This window comes from Promicromonospora umidemergens (assembly GCF_024171995.1).
Lineage (GTDB): Bacteria > Actinomycetota > Actinomycetes > Actinomycetales > Cellulomonadaceae > Promicromonospora > Promicromonospora umidemergens.
In genome coordinates this window covers 144,963-168,422 of the sequence record NZ_JAMTCT010000005.1, presented here as the reverse complement: position 1 = coordinate 168,422, position 23,460 = coordinate 144,963, and the positions used below count along the sequence as shown (strand labels likewise).

Below are 23,460 nucleotides of genomic sequence, written 5' to 3'. Positions count from 1 at the left end.
GAAAGACAGTCGCGGGGTGCGAGCCCTGACGGACGCAAGGAGACCGACCCAGACATGAGCGCCGACGACAGTAGCCTCGCCCGCTGCCCCAACTGCGGAGAGAACGCGGCGCCCCGCGCCAGATTCTGCGAGAACTGCGGCACACCGCTGGGCAGCGCCGAGGGGACCGCTCCCTCCGAGGTCACCCTCGAGCCGGCTCCCACGGTGGTGGACCCCGACCCCGCGACGGGCGACTCCTCCGCACGCCGGTGCGGCGCCTGCGGCGGCACCATCGCACCGGACGGGTACTGCGCCGACTGCGGCACGCCCGGCCAGTCCGAGCGCGACCACTTCGAGGAACGCCCTGCCGACTGGGTCGCCGGCGTCTGCGACCGGGGCGTGCGGCACGCCCGCAACGAGGACGCGATGGCGCTCGCCGCCGGCGGCACCTTCGCCGCCCTCGTCGTGTGCGACGGCGTGTCGAGCGCACCCGACTCCGACATCGCCTCGCTCGCCGCGAGCCGGGCCGCACGGGACGTGCTGGTGGCCTACGGGCCCGAGGGGTCGAGCTCCGTCGAGGGCGCGACCAGCCGCCGCGTCGCCGGGTGGACCTACGCCATGGTCGCCGCGTCGCGCGCCGCGAGCCAGGCCGTGCGGGGTGCGGCGGAGCAGCTCGCCGCGACGAAGGGCAAGGACGTGACGGACGACCCGCCGTCGTGCACCTTCGTGGCCGCCGTCGTGGACCAGGGTCTCGTGGTCGCCGGCTGGCTGGGCGACTCCCGCGTGTACTGGCTGCCGGACTCCGGCCAGGCGGAGCAGCTCAGCGTCGACGACTCCTGGGCCCAGGAGATGATCGCGGCGGGCGTGCCGCGGGCGCAGGCGGAGACGTCGCCGCAGGCGCACGCCATCACGCGGTGGCTCGGTCCCGACGCCCCGGACACCGACGCCCGCTGTGCCGCGACCGTCCCTTCCGGGCCCGGCTGGCTGCTGGTCTGCTCGGACGGCCTGTGGAACTACTGCTCCGACGCGCACGAGATGAATGACCTCGTGCGGCGGTTCGCCGGCTCCGGCGACCCGCACACCACGGCCGCGGCGCTCGTGCGCTGGGCCAACGCACAGGGCGGGCGGGACAACATCACCGCGGCGCTCGCCCGTGTCTCCCCCACTGTCACCGAGCAGCGATAGCCTGCCGTTACCGAGAGGAGCCACCGTGGCCGAGTTCTCCGCCGAGGTCTTCCAGAACGAGTTCCTGTCCGACGGCGCCACCGACGTGCACGCCGTCGTCGCCGTGACGTGCACGGGCGCCGGGACCACCCAGCGCGCTGTCGCCGGCGCGGACGCCGGCGCGGACGGTGTCGCCGAGATCGTCGCCGTCGACACCTCCGGGTCCATGCAGGGCCGCAACATGGAGGCCGCCAAGCACGCCGCGGCCGTCGCCGTGGACCAGATCCCCGACGGCACGCTGTTCGCGATCATCGGCGGCTCGCACGTGGCGTCCCGGATCTTCCCGTATCCCAACGCGCGCGTGCCGATGGTGGCGATGGAGCCCGGCGCCCGCAGCGAGGCCAAGCGCGCCATCTCCACCATGGCGGCGGCCGGCGGCACCGCCATCTCGTCCTGGCTCCGCCTCGCCGACGACCTCTTCGCTGCCGTCCCGGTGGCCCAGAAGCACCTGATCCTGCTGACGGACGGCAAGAACGAGTCCGAGCCGTCCGCCCACCTGAACCAGATGATCGCGGAAGTCACCGGGCACTTCCAGTGCGACGCCCGCGGCGTCGGCGACCGCTGGGTGGTCGACGAGCTGCGCAAGATCTCGACCGCCCTGCTCGGCACCGTCGACCTCATCGCGCGGCCGGAGGACATCGCCGAGGACTTCGCCGCCCTGGTGCGCAAGTCCATGGCCCGCGGCGTCGCCTCGGTGGACCTCCGCGTGTGGGCACCGCAGGGCTCGCAGGTCCTGTTCGTCCGGCAGGTCGCGCCGGAGGTCGACGACCTCACCGGCCGCCGGACCGAGGTGAACGCCCTCACCAGCGCGTACCCGACGGGCGCGTGGGCCGACGAGACCCGCGAGTACCACGTGGCGGTCCGCGTGCCGTCGAAGCCGGTGGGCTCCGAGCAGCTCGCGGCCCGGGTCCAGGTCGCCGTGGGTGCCGACGTGACGGCGTCCGGCCTGGTCAAGGCAAAGTGGTCGGACGACTCGACGCTCACCGCCCGGATCAGCCCCGAGGTGGCGCACTACACGGGCCAGGCGGAGCTCGCCTCGGCCATCCAGGAGGGCCTGGCCGCGAAGGCCGCCGGCGACGAGGCGACGGCGACGGTGAAGCTCGGCCGCGCCGTCCAGCTCGCCGCCGAGACCGGCAACGACGACGCCACCTCGCGCCTGCGCAAGATCGTGGAGGTGGAGAACGTGGAGGAGGGCACCGTGCGGCTCAAGCGGAATACCGCCAAGCTGGACGAGATGGCACTCGACACCGCATCCACCAAGACGACCCGGGTACGGCGCGCATGACGGTCACCTGCCCGGAAGGCCACAACAGCACGGCCACGGACTACTGCGACGTGTGCGGCACGCCCATCCCCGCCGGGGCGTCGGCGGCCGGGCCAGGAGCCGGGCCCGGGCAACCGGGGGCCGAGCCGGTCGAGACCTCGTCCGAGGCTCCGTCCGAGGCCTCGTCCGGCGGCCCCGTGACCTGTCCCAACTGTGGCGAGCCCTCCCCCGCCGGGTCGCTGTTCTGCGAGAACTGCGGGTACGACTTCACCACCGGCACACCGGCCGCGCCCGCACCGCCGCCGTCGTCGGTGCTGGACCTGGGCGCGGCCCCGCCGGCAGCAGCCCCGCCGTCGTCGAGCGTGCCCGCACCGGTGTCTCGGCCCGCGGCACCGCCGCAGGCCGCAGGTCTCGACGGGCTCGACCACCGGTCGGGTGGGCCGGTGCCGCCGAGCGGTGCGCCCACACCGTCGTCGGGCAGCGCGCCCGCGCCGTCGCCGGGCGGTGCCGGGCTCAGCGCGCCGCCGGTGCCGGGCGACGACACCTGGGTGGCGGAGATCTGGGTCGATCCCGACTGGTACGCGCACGAGCGGCCAGAGGACCCGATGCCGTCCGCCGGCCTGCCCGGCCTGGTCACGCTGCGGCAGCGCAGCCTCCTGGTGGGGCGGCCGTCGCAGTCCCGCGGCATCCGGCCCGACGTCGACTGCGGCAGCGACCCAGGAGTGTCACGGCGCCACTGCCAGCTGACCACCGACGGGCTGCGCTGGTGGGTGGAGGACCTGGGGTCGTCGAACGGCACCTTCGTCGCTGCCACGGGCGACCCCCTGCCGGACACCCCGCTGACCCAGGGCGTACGCAAGGAGATCGAGGAGGGCGACCGGATCTTCATCGGTGCCTGGACGCGCCTGGTCATCCGCAAGGCGCTCCCGGGCGAGGCGTAGCTGTGATGTCCAGGGAGGTTCTTCGGTAGCGGCTGGCTTGCGATTCCGGCGCCGAACCGCAACCTGCGCGTCTCGTGGATCGCTCCGGCGGGTGCCGAACCGCAAGCTGCACCCCTTGGGGACGCTCTAGGGCTGCCGAACCGCAAGCTGCACGTCCGGGAGCCGTCCCAGGGGCGCCGAACCGCAACCTACGCGTCGGGGTGGGCGCCAGCCGAAGGTTACGAGTCGATGCGGGGTCCGGTGGACGTGTTCCTTGCGGCTCGGCACCGACGGCGACTCGTAACCTGCGGCTCGGCGCTCCCGGACGGCCTACGTCACACGCAACCTGCGGCTCGGCGCCCCTGGGCGCTCACCTCACACGCAAGCTGCGGTTCGCCGCCGTCGCACCCCGGCCCCAGCCCCAGCCCCAGCCCCAGCCCCAGGAACGATCTCCCTGGACATCACACCTGGCTCGAGGAGCCGATGGCGGGCTCGTCTCGTAGGCGCAGTGCGACGAGGACGCTAAAGGAAACTTGCGCAAGGAAACTAGATCGATGGCCTGCGAGAAAAAGCCGTGCGCCGCCCGAGTGCTACCTGGGAGGCTCAGGGCACACCGCGGTGACGTCCGTCCGGTCCCATACCGGGCGGTGGACAGGGTCCGGCCAGACCCATGTCGGGAGACCGACACCTCCAGCGTCACGAAGGGCACTCACGTGCATACCGAGTACGACCTGGCGCTCTCCCTTCACCGGGACCGCCTCCGCGACGCCGAGGAATTTCGGCGTTCACGCACGCTCCGTCAGGAGCAGAAGCGACGCAAGGCCGAGGCCGGCGCCGCACACGGCAACGACAGCCGCGCACAGGCACCTGCCCTGCGCGCGCGATCGGCATGACCCCCACGGACGCCGAAGCAGAGCGCGTGTACCGCACCCGCTCTGCTTCGGCGCCGTCCGTTCAGTGGCCCACGTCACTGCACTGAGCCAAAACACCGGAAATGGTCTCGCGAGAGGCCGCGATGCCCGGAATGGTGCCGCAGATCACGGCTGTCCGCCTTGCGCGTGATTTCCGGAATCTGGGAGGATGTAACACGACGGAAACAGTGCGGGACACCAGCCGCGACCCGGCCGGTGAGCTCCCCAGGCACCGTCACTCTCTCCCCACCCCTCGGAAGGAACCCCAGACATGCATGCCCAGACCGCGTACTACATCGGCCGCGCCCAGGTTGCCGAGATCGCGCGTCGCGCGGAGATCGTCGGTGCGCAGGAGCGCGCGCTGCGTGAGCGCCCCGAGCGCCACACCAACAAGCGCGTCAAGCGACTCCGCCTGATCTGACCGACAGCTGATCGGCCCGGCCCAGCACCTCCGGCGTCGAACATCCTGGCCCTTCCTCGGACGACTCCGGTCGCCCTGCGGGAGGGCCTTTCTGTTGCCCGGCCCGGCCCGGGCCGGCCCGGCCCGGCCCGGCCCGGCCCGGCCCGGGGGAACTGACTCCTGTTCAGCAGGCTCCAGGCAACCGCCAAGCCGGTCATCAGAGCTCCTCCAAGCCTGCTGAACACGACTCAGGAACGGATCCGACCGGCTTCGGCCGTCGGGTGGGTGCCCGCAGCACCGTCCGCGTCAGCCCCTCGGCCCCGGACGGAATAGGCTGAGCAGCGTGAGCCTTCCCAACCCCAACGAGCGCATCGTCTGGATCGACTGCGAGATGACCGGACTCGACCTGCGTGCTGACGCGCTCGTCGAGGTCGCGGCTATCGTCACGGACTCCGACCTCAACGTCCTTGGCACCGGTGTCGATGTCCTCGTGAAACCTCCGGCCGAGGCCCTGGCGCAGATGAACGACTTCGTGCGCACCATGCACACCACGTCCGGACTGCTCGACGAGCTCGACGGGGGGCTGACCCTCGAGGAGGCGCAGGAGCAGATCCTGGCCTACGTCCGCGAGTGGGTACCCGAACCTCGCAAGGCACCGCTGGCCGGCAACTCCGTCGGCACGGACAAGTCGTTCCTCGACCTGCACATGCCTGCGCTGGTGGAGCACCTGCACTACCGGATCGTCGACGTGTCGTCGATCAAGGAGCTGGCGCGACGCTGGTACCCGCGCGTCTATTTCGCTTCGCCGAAGAAGGGCGGCGGGCACCGCGCGCTGGCCGACATCCTCGAGTCGATCGACGAGCTGCGCTACTACCGCGAGGTCCTGTTCCCGGCCCAGCCCGGCCCCGACACCGCGACCTCGCGCGCCGCGGCGGAGCGTGTGGCCGAGACGTCCGTCACCAAGCAGGTCGCCCCGTAGCTTTCAGTTCGGTCCGGGGCCGCTGACCATGTATGCTTTTCGACGGTCGCCGGTCCAGATCGGCGGACATGGTGGGCGTAGCTCAGCTGGTAGAGCATCGCGTTGTGGTCGCGAGGGCCGCGGGTTCAAGTCCCGTCGCTCACCCCAGCAAAGCGGCAGGTCAGGTAGCAGAAATGCTCCCGGGCCTGCCGCTTTCTCGTCCACCTTGGTAAAGCCCGGGGATCACCCTTCCCGGATCAGTCCGGCCTCCCGGGCCACGTGGATCGCCCGGGCCCGGCTGTCGACGTCGAGCTTGGTGAAGATGTGCACCAGGTGGCTCTTGATGGTCGCCTCGGTGACGAAGAGCGCACGCGCGATCTCCTTGTTCGACGCTCCCGTCACGAGGTGCCCGAGCACGTCGAGCTCGCGCGTGGTCAGGCGCGGCCTCGGCTGCCGCATCCCGCTCATCACCCGGGTCGCGAGATCGGGCGCGAGGAACACCTGCCCGGCCGCAGCGGTGTGGAGCGCCTCGACGATCGTGTCCGGTGGCACGTCCTTGAGGAGGTAGCCGGCCGCGCCGGCCTCGATGGCGCCGAGGATGTCCGCGTCGCGGTCGAACGTCGTGAGGATGAGGACGGCGGGTGCGGGCCGCAGCGCGCGGAGCGCTCCGGTAGCGGTCACACCGTCCATCCCCTCACCGAGCCGGAGGTCGCACAGGACGACGTCGGGGTGCAGGTGCTCGGCAAGCAGCACCGCTTCCTCCCCTGTCGCCGCCTCGCCGACGACGGTGACGTCCTGGCGCGCGTCGAAGACGGCACGCAGGCCGGTGCGCACCACAGGATGGTCGTCGACGAGCAGCACGGTGACCGCCATTCAGATCTCCTTCGGGGTCGGTCCGAGCGGCAGGTAGGCCGACAGTGCCGTGCCGTCGCCCGGCGTGCTCTCGACGTCGAGCCCGCCGCCGAGCTCCCGCAGCCGTGAGCGCATGAAGTGCAGGCCGTAGCTCGAACCCCCGGTCGCGGCGGTGGCGTTCCACGCGTCGACGTCGAACCCACGCCCGTCGTCGAGGATGTCGAGCCGCACCGTGTCGTCGGCGTCGACGAGGCTCACCACCACCCGGTCGGCGGCCGCGTGCAGGCGGACGTTCGCGAGCGCCGACTGCGCGGTGCGCAGGAGCGCCACCTCGGCTGCCGTGGGGAGCGGCGGGACGGTGTCGTCGACCCGCAGGTCGGCGGTGAGGCCGGTCTCGGCGCGCAGCCGGTCCAGCATGCGCCGGAGCGCCGCGGCGAGCGCGTCGTCCTCCAGCTCGGACGGCGCGAGCGCCGCGACGATCCGGCGCACGTCCACGAGGTTGTCCCCGGCCAGCCCTTCGACCTGCTGGAGGGCCCGGCCGGCGTCGACGTCGGACGTGCGGTCCGCCGCGGCGTGCGCGAGCAGGCGGATCGACGAGAGGCCCTGCGCGACGGTGTCGTGGATGTCGCGGGAGAGCCGGGTCCGCTCCGCGACGGCGCCGGACTGACGCTGGGTGAGCGCGAGCTCCTCCTGGATGGCCGCCATCTCGTCCTGGGTCTGCCGCAGCGAGGCGACGAGCCGTTCTCGTTCGCGCGCGTCGCGCAGCAGCTCCAGGTAGCCACGAGAGATCCCGAGGGCGAACACCCCGCCGATCAGCGGGCCGAAGAACCCCGCATAGCTGGGCGTGCCGTCGTGCACGACCGGGGCGAGCGCGACGACGGCGAGGACGAGGACGGAGAAACCGACGGACGGCCACGGGGGCAGAAGGTGCCCGGCGAGCAGCCAGATGAGGAAGGCCACCCACACGAACTCCTCGGAGACCGCCACGGCGGCCACCCACACCACCGCGAGCCCGATGAGCCACCACCGCGCGGCGCGGGCGCTGCGCACGCCGGGCGCCGCTGTGATGCCTGCGGCGTACCAGACGATCACCGCGACCGCCGCGGCGAGGGCCGGGGCGATCGGGGTGCCCATCGCGATCGCCCGTGCGGCGCCGACGACGGTCAGGACGGCCGCTATCACGTGCTGGCCGACCTGCATGGAACGCAGGGCGGGCGCCCTCGACCGCGGCGTCCTGCCGGTGTCACCCCACGAGTGCGGGGTGGTCTGCGCGGTGCTCATGCGCTGATTCTCCGTCTTTCCGCCGTGGAGCACGAGGCCACCAGATCCGGTCGCCGAACAGGCTGAACAGTGCGGGCACGATGACGGTGCGGACCACGAGGGTGTCCACGACCACCCCGATGCCGACGATCAGGCCCAGCTGGCCGAGTGTCACGAGCGGCAGCAGGCCGAGCGCGGCGAACACGCCGGCGAGGACGATCCCTGCGCTGGTGATGACGCTGCCCGTCCCGGCGACGGCGCGCACCATGGCCTCCCGTGTCCCGTGCGCCGCCGCCTCGGTCCGTGCCCGGTGGACCAGGAAGATCGTGTAGTCGATGCCGAGCGCGACCAGGAACAGGAAGGACAGGAGCGGCACCTGCAGGTCCAGTGCGTGCTGGTCGAACAGGATCCGGCTGAGCCAGGCGCCCGCGCCGATCGCCGCCGCCGCGCTGGCCACGTTGACCAGCAGCAGGACGACGGGCGCCACGACGGACCGCAGGACCACGAGCAGCACCACGAAGCTCACGGCGAGCACGAGCGGCGCCACGAGCAGGAGGTCCTGCTCGTTGCCGGCCCTCGCGTCGAGGTCGGTGGCGATGGCGCCGCCCACGAGGGCGTCGGCCCCTGGAACGGTGTCCACCTGGTCGCGCAGCTGGGCGACGAGGTCGAGACTTTCCGGGGTGCCAGGGGCGTACTGGCCGGTCACCATGATCTTGCTGAGGTCGCCGTCGTCGGTCTGCCCGACCACGGTGGCCCGCACGACGCCGTCGAGGCCCGCGGCCACGTCGGCGACGTCCTGGGCGCCCGGGGTGTTCGCGACCACGAAGATCGGCTGGGACTCGCCGGGCGGGAAGTGGTCGGCGAGCACCTCGAGGCCCGCGGCCGACTCGGACGGGACCCGGAACTTCTCGGTCTGGTCCAGGCCGACGGACGTGCCGATCAGCCCCGTGCCCATGACGGCGAGCAGCACGGCGCCGGCGCCGAGCGCGACCAGCGGCCTGCGTACGACGCGCACCGCGACGGCTCGCCACGCCCTGCCGTGGCCGGCTGCGATGCCCGGCCTCGGCACGAACGGCCAGAACACCCTGCGGCCGCAGACGGCCAGGACGGGCGGCAGCACGAGCAGGACGGCGACCAGCGCGATCACGAGGCCGACGGCGGACGTGATGCCCAGTCCCCTGGTACCGGGGATGACGGCGAGCACCAGGGTGAGCAGGGACAGCACCACCGTCACGTTGGACGCCACGATGGCGGGTGCGGTCCTGCGCCAGGCCACGGCGAGGGCCGTGCGGTGGTCCTCGTGCGTCAGGAGCTCCTCGCGGTACCGGGAGATCAGCAGCAGCGCGTAGTTCGTCCCGGCGCCGAAGACCAGCACGCTGATGATGCCCGAGTCGAACTGCAGGTCCAGTGCCGACCCGGCCGACGCCGTCACGAGGCCGGCGAGCCGGTCCGCCAGCGCGACCACCACGAGCGGGACCAGCCACAGCACGGGTGAGCGGTACGTGAGCACGAGCAGGACGGCCACGATGAGGACGGTGACGGCGAGGAGCGTGAAGTCCGCCCCGTCGAACGCTGAGGTCACGTCGGCCCCGAACGCCGGGCCGCCCGTGACCTGCAGGTCCAGCCCGCTCACGGGGTGGGCGGCGAGCTCCGCCCGCAGGTCCGTGATGACGTCTGCCGTCTCCGCGTTGTCCGCGCCGAGGGTGACGGGGGCGATCAGCACGGCAGCCGCTCCGTCCTCGCTCGGCAGGGGGCCCGACGTCGACAGGCCGGTCTGCTCGTCGAGCACCGGCACCAGCCCGTCGAGCGACTGCATGTCGGCGTCCGTGAGGTCGCCGCCGTCGGCGCGGGAGGCGACGACGAGCACCGACTGCTCGTCGGCGTCCGGGAACTGCGCGAGCAGCTCGCTCACCCGCGCCGACTCGGAGTCGGGCGGGGCGGCGTCATTCCCCGTGGGTGCCGTCGCCTGACCGAACGCACCGAACAGCGTGACGAGGACCAGCACTGCGATACCGATCGAGAGCCACGCACCCCTGCGGGAGGTCAACCGGTCTGAGAAGCGTGCACGCACGCGTGTTTCTGCCATGGCAGCAACTTCATCAACCAGGCAGGGCCTCCGGCATCGCCGAAGAGTTCGGTTCTCGTCTCAACCATTCGATGGAGAGACCCCCGCGAATCAGCCCAGCAGCTTGACCACGGCGTCGGCGAGCTTGTCCTCGACGCCCGACCCGTACTTCATCCAGAGCGACGGCTCGGTGAGCTCCAGCTCGATGACCATGGGCGCGCCGTCGTCGCCGGAGACCAGGTCGACGCGCGCGTAGGTGAGGTCGGAGCCGGTCGCCTCCCTGGCCACGGCGAGCGCGCGCTGCGCCACCTCGATCTGCGCCGGCGTGGCCTCGAAGGCGGACATCTCCTCGGCCGCGTACAGCTCCCCCGAGTCCTCGGCCGGGCCGGTGAGCAGCGCGTTCTTGCGCACCGCGTGCGTGAGCTCACCGTCGATGAAGATCAGGCAGGTCTCGCCGGCCGTGTCCACGGAGGTGACGTACGGCTGGATCATCACCCAGCGGCCTTCGTCGAGCAGCCGGACGGCGTGCGCGATGGCGCGCCCCCGCGACTCGGCGGAGACGGGCTGGTACCGGCCGGCGTCCCGAGCGCCCGCGCTCACGACCGGCTTGACGACGAAGTCGCCGAACGCGGGCATCCGGGTGTGCACCGCGCGCTTGGACAGGTGCCGCGCGGGGTCGAGCCAGATCGTCGGGATCACCGGGACGCCGGCGGCGTCGAGCTCCCGCAGGTACCGCTTGTCGGTGTTCCACTCGATGACGTCGGCGGAGTTGACCACCTTGGGCAGGGCGCGTGCCCACGCGACGAACTCGTCGTGGCGCGGCGAGTAGTCCCAGGTGGAGCGGACAAGGACGAGGTCGTACGCCGACCAGTCCACTGCCGGGTCGTCCCACACCGCGGGCTCGGCGGTCACGCCGCGCTCGGCCAGCGCGGCGATCAGCGGCACATCGTCCTTGTGGAGGTCGGGTAGCTGGGAGCAGGTCGCGAGGGCTACACGGGCGTTGGTCACGCACCGAGACTATCGCCGACCGCTTCCGCGAGGTCCCGGCCCGCCCACCCGCGAGACGCGGCGTCCGTCACACTGCCGGTTCGCGGCCGGGCTCGTCCTGTACGGCGTCCTCCGTCGCGTCTTCTCTCGCGTCCTGGGCGATCGCGGCGCCCGGGTCGGCCGCCGCGGCGTCCGCGGCCCGCCGCAGCGCGCCGAGGATCCCGTCAGCGGTGAGCGACCCGAAGATGCTGCCCGACTCGCCGACGACCGGCACGCGGCCCATCGCCGAGCCCGGCAGCGCCGCCACCGCCTCGAACGCGTCGGTGAGCCGTGCGCCGAGCCGCACGGGGGCCGGAGCCGGCTGGACTATCCGGTCCGCGCTCTCCAGATCGTTCGCCTGCACCTGGGCGAGAGCGAGCATGCGCGAGGCGGACCCGTCGCCGATGAAGTCCCGCACCCGGTCCGACGCCGGGTGCGCCAGCACCGCGAGCGGGCTCGCCACCTGTTCGAGCCGTCCGCCGCGCGACAGCACGGCGATGCGGTCACCGAGGCGAGCCGCCTCGTCGATGTCGTGCGTGACGAGGATCACTGTGGTTCCGGTCTCGGCCTGGATCTGCGCGAACTCCGTCTGCAGATGCCTGCGGAACTCCGGGTCGACGGCGCCGAACGGCTCGTCCATCAGCAGCACCGGTGGGTCGGTGGCCAGGGCCCTGGCGACGCCGATGCGCTGCCGTTCGCCCCCGGACAGCTCGTGCGGGTACCGCTTCGCGTAGGTCGCGGCTGGCAGACCCACCAGGTCGAGGAGCTCGCTGACGCGCGCCCGCGTGCGCTTGCGGTCCCAGCCCAGCAGGGCAGGTACCGTCGAGATGTTCGCCTCGACGGTCCGGTGCGGGAACAGCCCGACGTTCTGGATCACATACCCGATCCGGCGGCGCAGAGCCACTGGATCGGCGGTGGTCACGTCCTCGCCGTTCAGCAGGATGCGGCCGGACGTCGGCTCCACCAGGCGGTTGACCATGCGCAGCGTGGTGGACTTGCCGCAGCCCGACGGGCCGACCAGCGCGAGCACCTCGTGCTCGCGGACGGCGAAGCTCAGCTCCTCGACAGCTACGGTGCCGTCCCCGTATGCCTTACGGACGGAATCCAGCTCGATCACGGTTCGGGCAGCCATGCCTGAGAACCTACCGGGTGTCACCACGGTAGGTTCTCAGGCATGCCCGGTAATCCCTGGTTCTCCTGGTCCTACGTGGTCGACAACGCGCCCCTCCTGTGGCAGCGCACCGTCGAGCACGCCGGACTGACCATCGAGGCCGTCGCGATCTCCGCGGCCATCGCCGTCCCGCTGGGGGTCCTGATCTCCCGGTCCCGGTGGCTGTCCGGGCCGGTGCTCGGCGCGGTCGCCGTCATGTACACGGTGCCGTCGCTGGCCCTGTTCGCGATCCTCGCGCCGCTGCTCGGGATCGGCCGCACGCCCGTCCTGGTGGGCCTCGTGGTCTACGCCCTGCTCATCATCCTGCGCAACACGGTGGCCGGGCTCGCCACCGTGGACCCGGCCGTCATCGACGCCGCCCGGGGCCTGGGCTACGGGCCGGCGCGGCTGCTCGTCCAGGTGGCCATGCCGAGCGCGCTGCCGAGCATCGTCGCCGGCCTGCGGCTGGCCACCGTGTCCACCGTCGCGCTGGTCACCGTCGGCGTCATCGTCGGGTACGGGGGGCTGGGACAGCTCATGTTCCAGGGCTTCCGCAACAACTTCTACCGGGCCGAGATCATGACGGCCACGCTCGCGACGATCCTGCTCGCCCTGGTGCTGGACCTCGCGCTCTGGGCGGCAGGCAGAGCCCTGACCCCCTGGCTGCGCGGGAGGACCTCATGAGCGCCACCACCGGCGTCGTCGACGAAGCCCTCGTGTGGCTCAACGATCCGCTGACCTGGACCGAGCCGGGCGGCGTGCTGGAGCTGACCGGCGAGCACCTGCTCATGACCGCAGCGGCCACCGCTGCAGCGGCCGCGCTGGCGATCCCGCTGGGTGCCTGGCTGGGACACAGCGGACGGGGCGCGGGCCTGGTCGTCTGGCTCACCAACGCCTCCCGCGCGCTGCCGACGCTCGGCATCATCTTCCTGCTCGCCGCCGGCGGGCTGTTCGGCAACACCGCCACCGTCATCGCCGCCGCGTTCTTCGCCGTGCCCGTACTCCTGGTCAACACCTACGAGGGCGTACGCGGCGCCGACCCGGACGCCCGCGACGCGGCCCGCGGCATGGGCATGAGCGGTGGCCGCATCCTGCTGCAGGTCGAGCTGCCGCTCGCCACCACGCTCGTCTCCGCCGGGCTGCGGACCACCATCGTGCAGGTGGTCGCCACCATCCCGCTCGCGGCGCTCGCCGGGGGCGGTGGACTGGGTCAGATCATCGCGCTCGGCATGGGTACGCAGCGGTACGGCGAGGTGCTGGCGGGCGGCGTGCTGGTCGCTGCGCTCTGCCTCGCGATCGACGCGGTGCTCGCGATCGGGCAGCGCCTGGCCACCCCGGCCCCGCTGCGGGCCGGCGTGCGGTAGGGGCCTCGGCGCCGGTCAGGGCCGCGGCGCCGGGGACCCCTGGCGTCAGGCCCGGACCGCCGCGACTGCCGCGTCGAACAGGTCCACGGGATCAGCCGTGCCGCCCGACTCCCGCCAGGCCTCGACGGCTATGTCGAGGCAGGCGAGCGCCGCCGCGATGACGGCACGGGCGCGCGGGTCGGCCGTGGCGCCCGGTGCGATGCCGAGACGACGCTCGATCTCCGGGGCGAACAGCTCCTGCCAGCGGAGGTGCTTCTCGAGGTGCTTCGCGCGGAGCGACGGCGCGTCCGCGTACATGCCCGCGATCTGCAGCTCCGTCACGGCGTCGGTGTCAGGGCCCTGCAGGGTCTTGAGTGCCGCACGCAGCGCCTCCCAGGCCGTCTCCGCCGCCGGGCGCGCCTCGAGCGCGTCGCGCACGCGCAGCCCGAGCGCCTCGAGGTCACCCAGGACGACGTCCTCCTTGCTCCCGAAGTAGTGGAAGAACGACCGCCTCGAGATCCCCGCCGCGGCCGCGATCTGGTCGACGGTGGTCGCCTCGAAGCCCTGCTCCGCGAACAGGCGCAGGGCCGTGTCCGTGATCTCGGCATGGACGGCCCTGCGCGTTCGCTCGCGCAGGCTCGGGGTGACGGGAGTCGAGTCCATGTGGTGATCTTACCCTCGGTGCTAATGCTTGCACTCAGTGCAACACTCTGCCTACAGTGCAGCATGGCCGACATCGACTTCACCTCGCAGACCACCATCGTCACCGGCGCCAGCTCCGGGATCGGGGCCGCCTTCGCACGAGCCCTCGCGAAGCGCGGCTCCGACGTGATCCTGGTCGCCCGCCGCCTCGACCGCCTGCAAGAGCTCGCGAGCGAGGTCGAACGCGACCACGGCGTGCGCGCCACCCCGATCGCCCTTGACCTCAGCGTGCGCGGCGCCGGGCAGGCCCTCGCCGACGAGGTCGCGACGCGCGGTCTCACCGTGACCGGCCTCGTCAACAACGCCGGCTTCGGCACCGACGGCCCCTTCCACGAGGAGGACCCGGATCGCTTGCAGGACGAGATCGCCGTCGACGTGGCGAACCTCGTCGACATCTCCCGCGCGTTCATCGAGCCCCTCCGGCAGTCCGGGCGCGGGGTCCTGGTCAATGTCGCGAGCATGGCCGCCTACCTGCCCGGGCCCGACATGGCCGTCTACTCGGCCGCCAAGGCCTTCGTCCTGAGCTTCACCGAGGCGCTGTGGTACGAGTCGCGGTCGAACGGTCTCCGCGTGCTGTCCCTCGCCCCGGGCCTGACCCGCACCGAGTTCTTCGACGACCTCGCGGGCGGCGCCTACAACGGCAGCTACCAGACGCCCGGGCAGGTCGTCGAGACGGGCCTGCGCTCACTGGACCGCGGCAACCGCCGGCCCAGCGTCGTCTCGGGCCGGGGCAACGCGATCGCCTCCGAGCTGGGGCGTCTCTTCACCCGACGCCGCGCCGTGCTCCTCTCCGGCTCGTTCGGCGCCCGCTCGCGCAACGCGGGGATCGCCGCAGCACACCACTGAATGTAACGACATCCTCACGAGCGGGTTTTCCCCTTGCCATCGCCCGTCCGCCGGGGTCGAATGGGAGCGATCAAAGCCGTAGAACAGCTGTACGTCACCCACGTTCGGAGATATTTCGATGAAGTTCCCCCGTACGCATGTGTCCCTGCCCAGGGCGCTCGGCGCCGCAGCAGCCGTCGTCAGCCTCACTCTCCTGACCGCTTGCGGCGAACCGGGCTCAGCCGGAGGGACCGTCGGCAGCGCCTCGACGAGCGGCTCGAGCGCTGCCGCTTGCGAGGCAGTACCCGGCGACGAGCTCGTGGTGCTCGAGGACGACAAGCAGCTGCAGACCGTCGACAACATCATCCCGGCGGTCAACGCGGCGGCCGTCGAGGGCGACGACACGCTGATCCCGCTCCTCGACACGGTCTCGGCCGCACTCGACACCGACACCCTCATCGGCCTGAACAAGGCGGTGGACGTCGAGCGCCGCACCTCGAAGGAGGTCGCGGAGGAGTTCGTGGCCGAGGCAGGCCTCGACGACCCGGAGCAGAGCGGCAGCGGCACGATCGTCGTCGGCGCCGCCGACTTCGCGGAGAGCGCCACGCTCGGCACCATCTACGCGACGGTGCTGAACTCCGCCGGCTACGACGCCGAGGTCACCACCATCGGCAACCGTGAGGCCTACCTCCCCGCCCTGGAGGACGGCGAGCAGGTCCAGGTGATCCCCGAGTACGTGGGCACCCTCACGGAGTTCATCAACAAGGACGTCAACGGGGCCGACGCCGCGGCGGTGGCGAGCAGCGACCTCGGCGCCACCGTCGAGGCGCTCACCGGGCTGGGCCAGGAGATCGGCCTCGTGTTCGGCGAGCCCTCCCCCGCGCAGGACCAGAACGCGTTCGCCGTGACCAAGGCCTTCGCGGACGAGCACGGTGTCGCCACGCTCAGCGAGCTCGCCGAGGCCTGCGGCGGGCTCGTGCTGGGCGGCCCGCCGGAGTGCACGGAGCGTCCGTTCTGCCAGCCGGGCCTCGTGGAGACCTACGGCCTGGAGTTCGCGGAGTTCCGCTCGCTCGACGCTGGTGGTCCGCTGACCAAGTCGGCGCTTCAGCAGGGCGAGGTCACGCTCGGCCTCGTCTTCAGCTCGGACGGCTCGCTCACCCCGACCGAGTAGCCACCACGCCCGACCTCTCGCCCGACCCTCTTCGAGGCCTAAGTTTCTTCGCTCTGGACGGCTCCAGAACGAAGAAACTTAGGCCTCGAAGGTCAGAGGCCGTAGGACTCCAGGAAGCGGAGCCAGACCTCGCTGACCGTCGGGTAGGCGGGGACCGCGTGCCACAAGCGGTCCAGCGGCACCTCTCCGACGACGGCGATGGTCGCGGCGTGCAGCATCTCCCCGGCATCGGGGCCCACGAAGGTCGCGCCCACGAGGACCCGTCGCTGCGTGTCGATCAGCACCTGGGCCCGGCCCGAGTAGCCGGGCGACTCCACGCTCGCCCCGCCCACCCAGGACAGGTCGTACGACACCGCCTCCACGGGAAGCCCCGCCGCGCGTGCCTCGTGCTCCGTCGGCCCCACCCAGCTCACCTGCGGCCGCGTGAACACCACCTGCACACGGGCCGTGCGGTCGGCGGAGGCGGCATACCGTGACCAGGCCTTGCCCTCCTGCCCGACGGCGGGCTCCGGGTCGCCGCTCGTGGGGCTGCGGTCCCCCACCTCCGTGCCGTACCGCGCGGCGACCACGTCGCCGACGACGCGCGCCTGGTACTTGCCCTGGTGGGTGGTCGGCGCGCGGCCCGTTACGTCACCGCACGCGTACAGCCAGCCGCCCGAGACGCCGCTGACCTGCATCGACTCGTCGACGACCAGGGCTCCACCACGGCCGAGCGCCGACCCGTCCAGGCCCACGCTCTCCACGCCGAGGTCGCCCGTGCGCGGCACGCGGCCGGTCGCCACGAGGATCTCGGCGGCGGTGATCTTCCCGCCGTCGGACAGGGTGACGGTCACCGGGCCCGGCACGCCGCCCTCGAGCCCGACGCCGGGCCGCTCGACCGAGCCGACCTCGGTGCCCGTGCGGACGTCCACCCCCAGCCCGCTCAGCGACTCGGCGACCATCTCACCGGCGAACGGCTCCGCGCCCGACAGCAGCCCGCCGCGCGACACCAGCGTCACCTGCGCGCCGAGGTCCGCGTACGCGTTCGCCATCTCGACACCGACCACGCCGCCGCCGACGACCACCAGCGACTCGGGGACCGCCTCCGCCGACGTCGCCTCGCGGCTCGACCAGGGTGCCGCCTCCGCCAGCCCCGGGGTGTCCGGCAGGACCGGCACGCTGCCGGTCGCGACGATCACCGCGTGCCGAGCCCGCAGCAGCCGGGTCACCGGGGTCGCCCCCGCCTCTGCCTCCCCGAGACCGCTCTCGGAGGCGGCACCGCTCTCCGGCACCGTGACCTCGACGAGCCGCTCGCCGGCCAGTCGGCCGTGCCCGCGCACCAGCGTCAGGCCGGCACCTTCGACCCAGGAGACCTGCCCGGAGTCGTCCCAGTTGCTCGTGATCTCGTCGCGGCGGGCGAAGACGGCGGCGATGTCGGGCGCGCCGGGATCCCGCAGGCCAGGCGTCTCGCGCGCGAGAGCGCGGACCGCGCCCGCGCGCAGCAGCACCTTGGACGGCATGCAGGCCCAGTAGGAGCACTCACCGCCCAGGAGCTCCGACTCGACCAGGGCGACGGAGAGACCGGTGCGCGAGGCGCGGTCGGCCGCGTTCTCCCCCACCGGCCCTCCGCCGATCACGATGACGTCGAACGACTCTTCAGAAAGGCTCATGTCGTCATCGTGGCCCCCTGGCGGGCCGGTCGCCAGGGGATACGCCAGCTCGGAACCTTACGAATCGGTCAGACGTACGGTTCACTCGGATGACCAGTGCGTCTGACCCGGCCGCGGCGCCTGACCAGTCAGGCGAGGCCTGCCTTGCGCAGCGCGTCCGCCATCGCGGTGTCCGCGGGCGCGGGTCGCCCGCGGCCGGCCTGCCCGCCCGAGCCCTGACCGCGCCCGTCCCGGCCACGGCCCTCGCCACCGCCCGGCCGTCCACCACCCTGGCGTCCGCCGCGCTGACCACCGCCGCCCTGGCCGTCCTGCCGGGAGCCCTGCCCGCCGGCTCGGGATCCGCCGGACGTACGACCGCCGGTGTCCGCACCGATCTCGTCGTCAAGGCGCAAGGTGAGGGCGACCCGCTTGCGCTGCAGGTCCACGTCCATGACCTTGACCTTGACGATGTCCCCGGACTTCACGACCTCCCGCGGGTCGCTGACGAAGTTCTTGGACATCGCCGAGACGTGCACGAGACCGTCCTGGTGCACCCCGATGTCCACGAACGCGCCGAACGCGGCGACGTTCGTGACCTGTCCTTCGAGCACCATGCCTGGCACCAGGTCGCCGAGCGTCTCGACACCCTCCGCGAAGGACGCGGTGGTGAACGCCGGGCGCGGGTCGCGGCCCGGCTTCTCCAGCTCGGCGAAGATGTCGGTGACCGTCGGCAGCCCGAACGTCTCGTCGACGAAGTCGGTGGGCCGCAGCGTACGCAGCGCGCTGCCGTTGCCGATCAGGGCCTGGACGTCGGCACCCGACGCCGTCACGATGCGCCGCGCCAGCGGGTACGCCTCGGGGTGCACCGACGACGAGTCCAGCGGCTCGCCGCCGCCCGAGACCTTGAGGAACCCCGCGCACTGCTCGAACGCCTTGGGTCCCAGCCGCGGCACCTTCTTGAGCCCCGCACGCGACGAGTACGGACCGTTGGTGTCGCGGAACGACACGATGTTCTCCGCGAGCGTCGAGGTGATGCCCGAGACACGCGACAGCAGCGGGACGGAGGCGGTGTTGAGGTCGACCCCCACACCGTTCACGCAGTCCTCGACCACGGCGTCCAGCGACCGCGACAGCTTGGTCTCGGTGATGTCGTGCTGGTACTGGCCCACGCCGATCGACCTGGGGTCGATCTTCACGAGCTCGGCGAGCGGGTCCTGCAGCCGGCGCGCGATGGAGACCGCTCCCCGGATGGACACGTCGAGGTCGGGCAGCTCCGCGCTCGCGTAGGCGGACGCCGAGTACACCGACGCCCCCGCCTCGGACACGATGGCCTTGGTCAGGCCGAGCTCCGGCGCCCTCTTCATGAGATCGGCGGCGAGCCGCTCGGTCTCGCGCGACCCCGTCCCGTTGCCGATCGCCACCAGGTCGACGTCGTGCTTCTTGGCCAGGGCCGCCAGCGTGGCGAGCGACTCCTCCCAGCGGTTCGCCGGCACGTGCGGATAGATCGTCGCGTACTCGACGACCTTGCCCGTCGCGTCCACGACAGCGACCTTGACGCCGGTGCGCAGCCCCGGGTCGAGGCCCATCGTGGCCCGTGTGCCGGCGGGTGCCGCAAGGAGCAGGTCGCGCAGGTTGGCCGCGAACACGCGCACGGCCTCGTCCTCCGCCTCCGAGCGCAGCCGCAGCCGCACGTCGATGCCGAGGTGCACCAGGATCTTGGTGCGCCAGGCCCAGCGCACGGTGTCGGTGAGCCAGCGATCGCCCGGACGACCCTGGTTCGCGATGTCGAACTGGTGCGCGATGGTCGCCTCGTACGACGTCGGCACACCGGCCTCGATGCCCTCCTCCGGCTCGATCGTCAGGTCCAGCACGTCCTCCTTCTCGCCCCGGAAGAGAGCGAGCACCCGGTGCGAGGGCAGGCTGGACAGCGCCTCGGAGAACTCGAAGTAGTCGGAGAACTTGGCGCCCTTGTCCTGCGCGCCGTCGCGGACGGCGGACAGCATGCGCCCCCGCTTCCAGAGCCGCTCGCGCAGCGTGCCGATCAGGTCGGCGTCCTCGCCCATGCGCTCCACGAGGATCGCGCGGGCGCCGGCGAGCGCCGCGTCTGTGTCGGCCACGCCCTTGTCCGCGTCGACGTACGGTCCGGCGGCCGTCGCCGGGTCGAGCGCCGGGTCGCCGAGCAGCGCGAGGGCGAGCGGCTCCAGGCCGGCCTCGCGCGCGATCTGCGCCTTGGTGCGCCGCTTCGGCTTGTACGGGAGATAGATGTCCTCCAGGCGCGACTTCGTCTCCGCCGAGAGGATCTGGGCGCGCAGCTCGTCCGTGAGCTTGCCCTGCTCCTGGACCGACGACAGGATCGCCGCGCGCCGTTCCTCCAGCTCACGCAGGTACCGCAGCCGCTCCTCGAGGGTGCGCAGCTGCGCGTCGTCGAGCGTGCCAGTGGCCTCCTTGCGGTAGCGGGCGATGAACGGCACTGTCGCGCCGCCGTCGAGCAGGTCGACCGCCGCCGTCACCTGCCCGTCCCGAACACCCAGCTCCTCGGCGATCCGCCGGTTGATGCTTGCCACTTTGTTCCTTGCCTCACGTGTAGAAGGTCGGGACAGATTGTGCCTGGCACCACTGACACTTGTCGCATCCTGCAGTGCGTGTCAGCCGCCGGGACATCCCGGTGGCCTGGGCGCCAGGTACGCGCGGGTCGCTGCAAGGCCGGGCCAGGTCACCACACAGACAGGTCAGGACCCGCGCCGGTACCCCAGCGCCAGTACCTCAGGAGGAAAACGTGCAGCGTCGCCGCCCCACCCCTCGCACCCCTCACCACCGGAGGACGGCGACCACCGCGGTGGTCGCGACAGCCGTCCTCGCCCTGGCCGCCTGCGGGCCCGGCCCTGACGAGGGCATGGAGCGCTCCGACGCCCGCGCGGCTGGTCGTCACGCCCGCCGACGCAACCGCGAGCGCCGACGCCGCCCGCGCCACCGAGGAGCTCGGCCTGCTCGCGCTGGGCGCCACCGCGGAGCCCGACGCGAACACCCTGGTCTCCCCGGCGTCGCTGGCCTTCGCCCTGGCGCTGCTCGCAGAGGGGGCCCGCGGGGAGACCGCCGCGTCCCTGGACGCGGCGCTGGGCGCCCCGGGCGAGGACCGCACGTCCGCCTACAACGCGCTGCAGGGTGCGCTCGCGAAGCACGACGGCGATCCGGGCGTCGTGCAGGACGACGAGCTCCCCGACCGTCCGGTGCTGCACCTGGCGAACCAGGCGGTGCTCGACGACGGCCTCGCCGTCGAGCAGGACTATCTCGACGCGCTCGCCACCGCGTTCGACGCGGGTGTGCAGGGCACCGACCTGGGTACCGACGAGGGCAAGGCGGTCCTGGACGCCTGGGTGGACCACCACACCGGCGGTCTGATCGAGGAGTCGGCGCTCGAGCCGGACCCGGCGCTGCGCCTGGTGCTGCAGAACGCGGTGCTGCTCGCGGCGGCCTGGGAGACCCCGTTCGAGGAGAGCGCCACCCGCGACGAGGACTTCACCGGACCCGACGGCACGGAACCCACCGAGATGCTGCACGGTGCCCAGTCGTGGGCCTATGCCGAGAGTGGCGGCTGGGCCGCCGTCCGCCTGCCCTACGTCGACGCGTTCCACGCGGACGTGCTCCTGCCGCCCGCCGGCACGGATCCGGCGGAGGTCTCTCCCGAGACCCTGACGGCGCTCACGAGCACCCTCGACGACGCGCCGCCGCGGACCGTCGAGCTCGCCATGCCGACGCTGGAGCTGGAGCCGCCCGCCCTTGACCTGGCCCCTGCACTGGCGGAGGCCGGGTTGGGGGGCTTGTACGACGGGCCCGACCTGTCCGGCATCACGACCGCCGAACCGCTGCAGGTGAGCCAGGTGTGGCAGCAGGCCTACCTGAGCCTGGACGCGGACGGCACCGTCGCGGCCGCCGTCACCGAGATCGGCGTGGAGACGAGCGGCGCGATGCCGACCGCGCCCGCTGCCCGGATGGTCGTCGACCGCCCGTACCTCCTGCGCATCGCCCACACCGAGACCGCCCTGCCACTCTTCCTGGCGGCCGTGCGCAGCCCCCAGCACTGACCCCGCCAGGTCAGGAGACGGGCGCGGACGAGCGCCGACGCGAATGCCGCCGACCATTGACCGGAGCATCCACCGCCAGTAGCGTGCGCAAACAAAACGGGTGAAACCGTATTACCGCGGCAGGATCCCCCGAGCACGAGGAGGTGCTCCGTGGCGCTGTCGTTCCTCGACCGCGAGCACACGGTAGCCAAGCCCGGTTACAGCAGGTGGCTCATCCCGCCGGCGGCGCTCGCCATCCATCTCTGCATCGGCCAGGCGTACGCCACCAGCGTCTACAAGAACGCCCTGGTCAACCACTTCGAGTCGAGCCTGACGGCGATCGGCGTCATCTTCTCCATCGCCATCGTCATGCTCGGACTGTCGGCAGCGGTCCTCGGCACCTGGGTGGAGCGCGCAGGACCCCGCGCGGCGATGTTCGCCTCCGCCTGCTTCTGGGCCTCCGGGTTCCTGGTCGGCGCGCTCGGCATCGCGACGTCTCAGCTGTGGCTGGTCTACCTCGGGTACGGCTTCCTCGGCGGGATCGGGCTCGGCATCGGCTACATCTCGCCGGTGTCCACGCTGATCAAGTGGTTCCCGGACCGCCCGGGCCTGGCTACCGGCATGGCGATCATGGGGTTCGGTGGCGGTGCGCTCGTCGCCTCGCCGCTGTCCCGCCAGCTCATGGCCCTCTACGACAGCGGCTACGACCCTGCCGACCCCACCTCCGTGGCCTCCGGCAGCGCCGTCACCTCGCTCTTCGTCACCCTGGGCGTCGGGTACTTCCTCGTGATGATGCTGGGCGTGTTCACGGTGAAGGTTCCGCCGCCCGGCTGGACGCCGGCCGGCTTCGACGCCGGTGCGGTGACCGCCAAGCCCATGGTGTCGGCCGCCGACGTCTCGGCGGCCAACGCCATCAGGACCCCGCAGTTCTGGTTCCTGTGGATCGCCCTGTTCTGCAACGTGACGGCGGGAATCGGCATCCTGGAACAGGCCGCACCGATGATCCAGGACTTCTTCCGCAGCGGCGGCATGTCCTCGGTCGCGCCGACGACGGCGGCCGGCTTCGTCGCGTTCCTGTCCCTGTTCAACATGGCGGGCCGCTTCGTGTGGTCGTCGACGTCGGACTACATCGGTCGCAAGCCGACCTACGTCCTGTACCTGGGCGTCGGGATGGTCCTGTACGTCCTCCTGGCCACCGTCGGGCACCTGTCCACCATGATCTTCGTGCTCGTCGCCGCCGTGATCATCTCCTTCTACGGCGGCGGGTTCTCGACGGCCCCCGCCTACCTGCGCGACCTGTTCGGCACGTTCCAGGTGGGCGCCATCCACGGCCGCCTGCTCACCGCGTGGTCCGCTGCGGGCATCGCAGGCCCGCTGATCATCAACGGGTTCCTCGACGCGCAGGGGACGCCGGGCGAGCTCGTCGCGGCCGACTACCGGCCCGCGCTGTTCACCATGGTGGGCGTGCTCGCGGTCGGGTTCGTGGCCAACATCCTGATCCGGCCGGTCGCGGCCCGGTTCCACGAGCCCGCAGGCTCCGCCGGCGCGTTCGCCGAGGGAAAGGTGTGACCATGCCGGAGCCGACCCCGGAACCGACGTCGAGCCAGGTCCCGCGACTGGTCGTCACCTGGCTCGTCGTGACCGTCCCGCTGGCCTACGGGCTGTTCCAGACGATCAGGAGCGTCATCCCGCTCTTCGCGGGGTAACGGCCTCGGCGCACA

At 72.1% G+C, this 23,460-nt stretch carries 20 protein-coding genes and 1 tRNA gene; 13 read left to right on the top strand and 8 right to left on the bottom strand.

Going from position 1 to position 23,460, the window contains the following annotated elements:
* Positions 1–54 precede the first annotated feature (54 nt).
* From APR04_RS10950 to APR04_RS10925, 6 genes are all read left to right on the top strand, one after another.
* Complete coding sequence (locus APR04_RS10950) at positions 55–1,164, top strand: protein phosphatase 2C domain-containing protein (RefSeq protein WP_253870078.1); 1,110 nt, start codon at positions 55–57, stop codon at positions 1,162–1,164.
* A gap of 25 nt (positions 1,165–1,189) precedes the next feature.
* Positions 1,190–2,488: a vWA domain-containing protein gene (locus tag APR04_RS10945; protein ID WP_253870076.1), complete on the top strand. Its 1,299-nt coding sequence runs from the start codon at positions 1,190–1,192 to the stop codon at positions 2,486–2,488.
* Entirely contained in the window at positions 2,485–3,408 is a 924-nt protein-coding gene (locus APR04_RS10940) for an FHA domain-containing protein (protein ID WP_253870074.1), read from the top strand. The genes APR04_RS10945 and APR04_RS10940 overlap by 4 nt, the downstream gene beginning before the upstream one ends.
* Before the next feature lie 1,161 nt (positions 3,409–4,569).
* On the top strand, positions 4,570–4,719 hold the full coding sequence (locus APR04_RS10935; protein WP_253870071.1) for a hypothetical protein: 150 nt from the start codon (positions 4,570–4,572) through the stop codon (positions 4,717–4,719).
* Positions 4,720–5,041: 322 nt separating this feature from the next.
* Positions 5,042–5,677, top strand: a complete 636-nt coding sequence (orn, locus tag APR04_RS10930) for an oligoribonuclease (protein WP_253870068.1) — start codon at positions 5,042–5,044, stop codon at positions 5,675–5,677.
* Positions 5,678–5,748: 71 nt separating this feature from the next.
* Positions 5,749–5,824 (top strand) — tRNA-His (locus APR04_RS10925).
* A 75-nt stretch (positions 5,825–5,899) separates the two neighbouring features.
* Here the strand turns inward: APR04_RS10925 and APR04_RS10920 are convergent.
* The 5 genes from APR04_RS10920 to APR04_RS10900 form a co-directional block, all read right to left on the bottom strand.
* A complete protein-coding gene (locus tag APR04_RS10920; RefSeq protein WP_253870065.1) occupies positions 5,900–6,529 on the bottom strand; it encodes a response regulator in 630 nt (209 codons plus the stop codon).
* Entirely contained in the window at positions 6,530–7,789 is a 1,260-nt protein-coding gene (locus tag APR04_RS10915) for a sensor histidine kinase (protein ID WP_253870062.1), read from the bottom strand.
* Positions 7,752–9,854 (bottom strand): MMPL family transporter, encoded by a 2,103-nt coding sequence (locus tag APR04_RS10910; protein ID WP_253870058.1) that lies wholly within the window; start codon positions 9,852–9,854, stop codon positions 7,752–7,754. The genes APR04_RS10915 and APR04_RS10910 overlap by 38 nt, the downstream gene beginning before the upstream one ends.
* A 90-nt stretch (positions 9,855–9,944) precedes the next feature.
* Entirely contained in the window at positions 9,945–10,841 is an 897-nt protein-coding gene (locus APR04_RS10905) for an ATP-grasp domain-containing protein (protein ID WP_253870055.1), read from the bottom strand.
* A gap of 67 nt (positions 10,842–10,908) precedes the next feature.
* Positions 10,909–11,991, bottom strand: a complete 1,083-nt coding sequence (locus tag APR04_RS10900; RefSeq protein WP_253870052.1) for an ABC transporter ATP-binding protein — start codon at positions 11,989–11,991, stop codon at positions 10,909–10,911.
* A gap of 42 nt (positions 11,992–12,033) precedes the next feature.
* Here APR04_RS10900 and APR04_RS10895 point away from each other — a divergent pair, with 42 nt between their 5' ends.
* Together APR04_RS10895 and APR04_RS10890 are read left to right on the top strand one after the other, a co-directional pair.
* Positions 12,034–12,693 (top strand): ABC transporter permease, encoded by a 660-nt coding sequence (locus tag APR04_RS10895; RefSeq protein WP_253870049.1) that lies wholly within the window; start codon positions 12,034–12,036, stop codon positions 12,691–12,693.
* Positions 12,690–13,373 carry an ABC transporter permease gene (locus APR04_RS10890; RefSeq protein ID WP_253870046.1) on the top strand — a complete coding sequence of 228 codons (684 nt, stop codon included), beginning with the start codon at positions 12,690–12,692 and terminating at the stop codon, positions 13,371–13,373. Before APR04_RS10895 ends, APR04_RS10890 begins: the two co-directional genes overlap by 4 nt.
* Positions 13,374–13,418: 45 nt before the next feature.
* Here APR04_RS10890 and APR04_RS10885 read toward each other — a convergent pair whose 3' ends face one another.
* On the bottom strand, positions 13,419–14,015 hold the full coding sequence (locus APR04_RS10885; protein WP_253870043.1) for a TetR/AcrR family transcriptional regulator: 597 nt from the start codon (positions 14,013–14,015) through the stop codon (positions 13,419–13,421).
* 63 nt (positions 14,016–14,078) lie between these two features.
* On the opposite strand from APR04_RS10885, the gene APR04_RS10880 reads away from it, so the two are divergent.
* Together APR04_RS10880 and APR04_RS10875 are read left to right on the top strand one after the other, a co-directional pair.
* Complete coding sequence (locus tag APR04_RS10880; protein WP_253870040.1) at positions 14,079–14,900, top strand: SDR family NAD(P)-dependent oxidoreductase; 822 nt, start codon at positions 14,079–14,081, stop codon at positions 14,898–14,900.
* A gap of 118 nt (positions 14,901–15,018) precedes the next feature.
* The gene (locus APR04_RS10875; protein ID WP_253870036.1) at positions 15,019–16,050 is read left to right on the top strand and encodes a glycine betaine ABC transporter substrate-binding protein; all 1,032 of its coding nucleotides are present in this window, start codon (positions 15,019–15,021) and stop codon (positions 16,048–16,050) included.
* A 92-nt stretch (positions 16,051–16,142) separates the two neighbouring features.
* On the opposite strand, the gene APR04_RS10870 is transcribed toward APR04_RS10875, so the two are convergent.
* Both APR04_RS10870 and APR04_RS10865 read right to left on the bottom strand, forming a co-directional pair.
* A complete protein-coding gene (locus APR04_RS10870; protein ID WP_253870034.1) occupies positions 16,143–17,699 on the bottom strand; it encodes a dihydrolipoyl dehydrogenase family protein in 1,557 nt (518 codons plus the stop codon).
* A 128-nt stretch (positions 17,700–17,827) separates the two neighbouring features.
* Positions 17,828–20,242 (bottom strand): Tex family protein, encoded by a 2,415-nt coding sequence (locus APR04_RS10865; RefSeq protein WP_253870031.1) that lies wholly within the window; start codon positions 20,240–20,242, stop codon positions 17,828–17,830.
* 78 nt (positions 20,243–20,320) lie between these two features.
* On the opposite strand from APR04_RS10865, the gene APR04_RS10860 reads away from it, so the two are divergent.
* From APR04_RS10860 to APR04_RS30475, 3 genes are all read left to right on the top strand, one after another.
* Positions 20,321–21,760 (top strand): serpin family protein, encoded by a 1,440-nt coding sequence (locus APR04_RS10860; protein ID WP_253870029.1) that lies wholly within the window; start codon positions 20,321–20,323, stop codon positions 21,758–21,760.
* Between the two features lie 156 nt (positions 21,761–21,916).
* Positions 21,917–23,308 (top strand): OFA family MFS transporter, encoded by a 1,392-nt coding sequence (locus tag APR04_RS10855; RefSeq protein WP_253870499.1) that lies wholly within the window; start codon positions 21,917–21,919, stop codon positions 23,306–23,308.
* A gap of 2 nt (positions 23,309–23,310) precedes the next feature.
* On the top strand, positions 23,311–23,445 hold the full coding sequence (locus APR04_RS30475) for an MFS transporter small subunit (protein ID WP_301312354.1): 135 nt from the start codon (positions 23,311–23,313) through the stop codon (positions 23,443–23,445).
* Positions 23,446–23,460 lie beyond the last annotated feature (15 nt).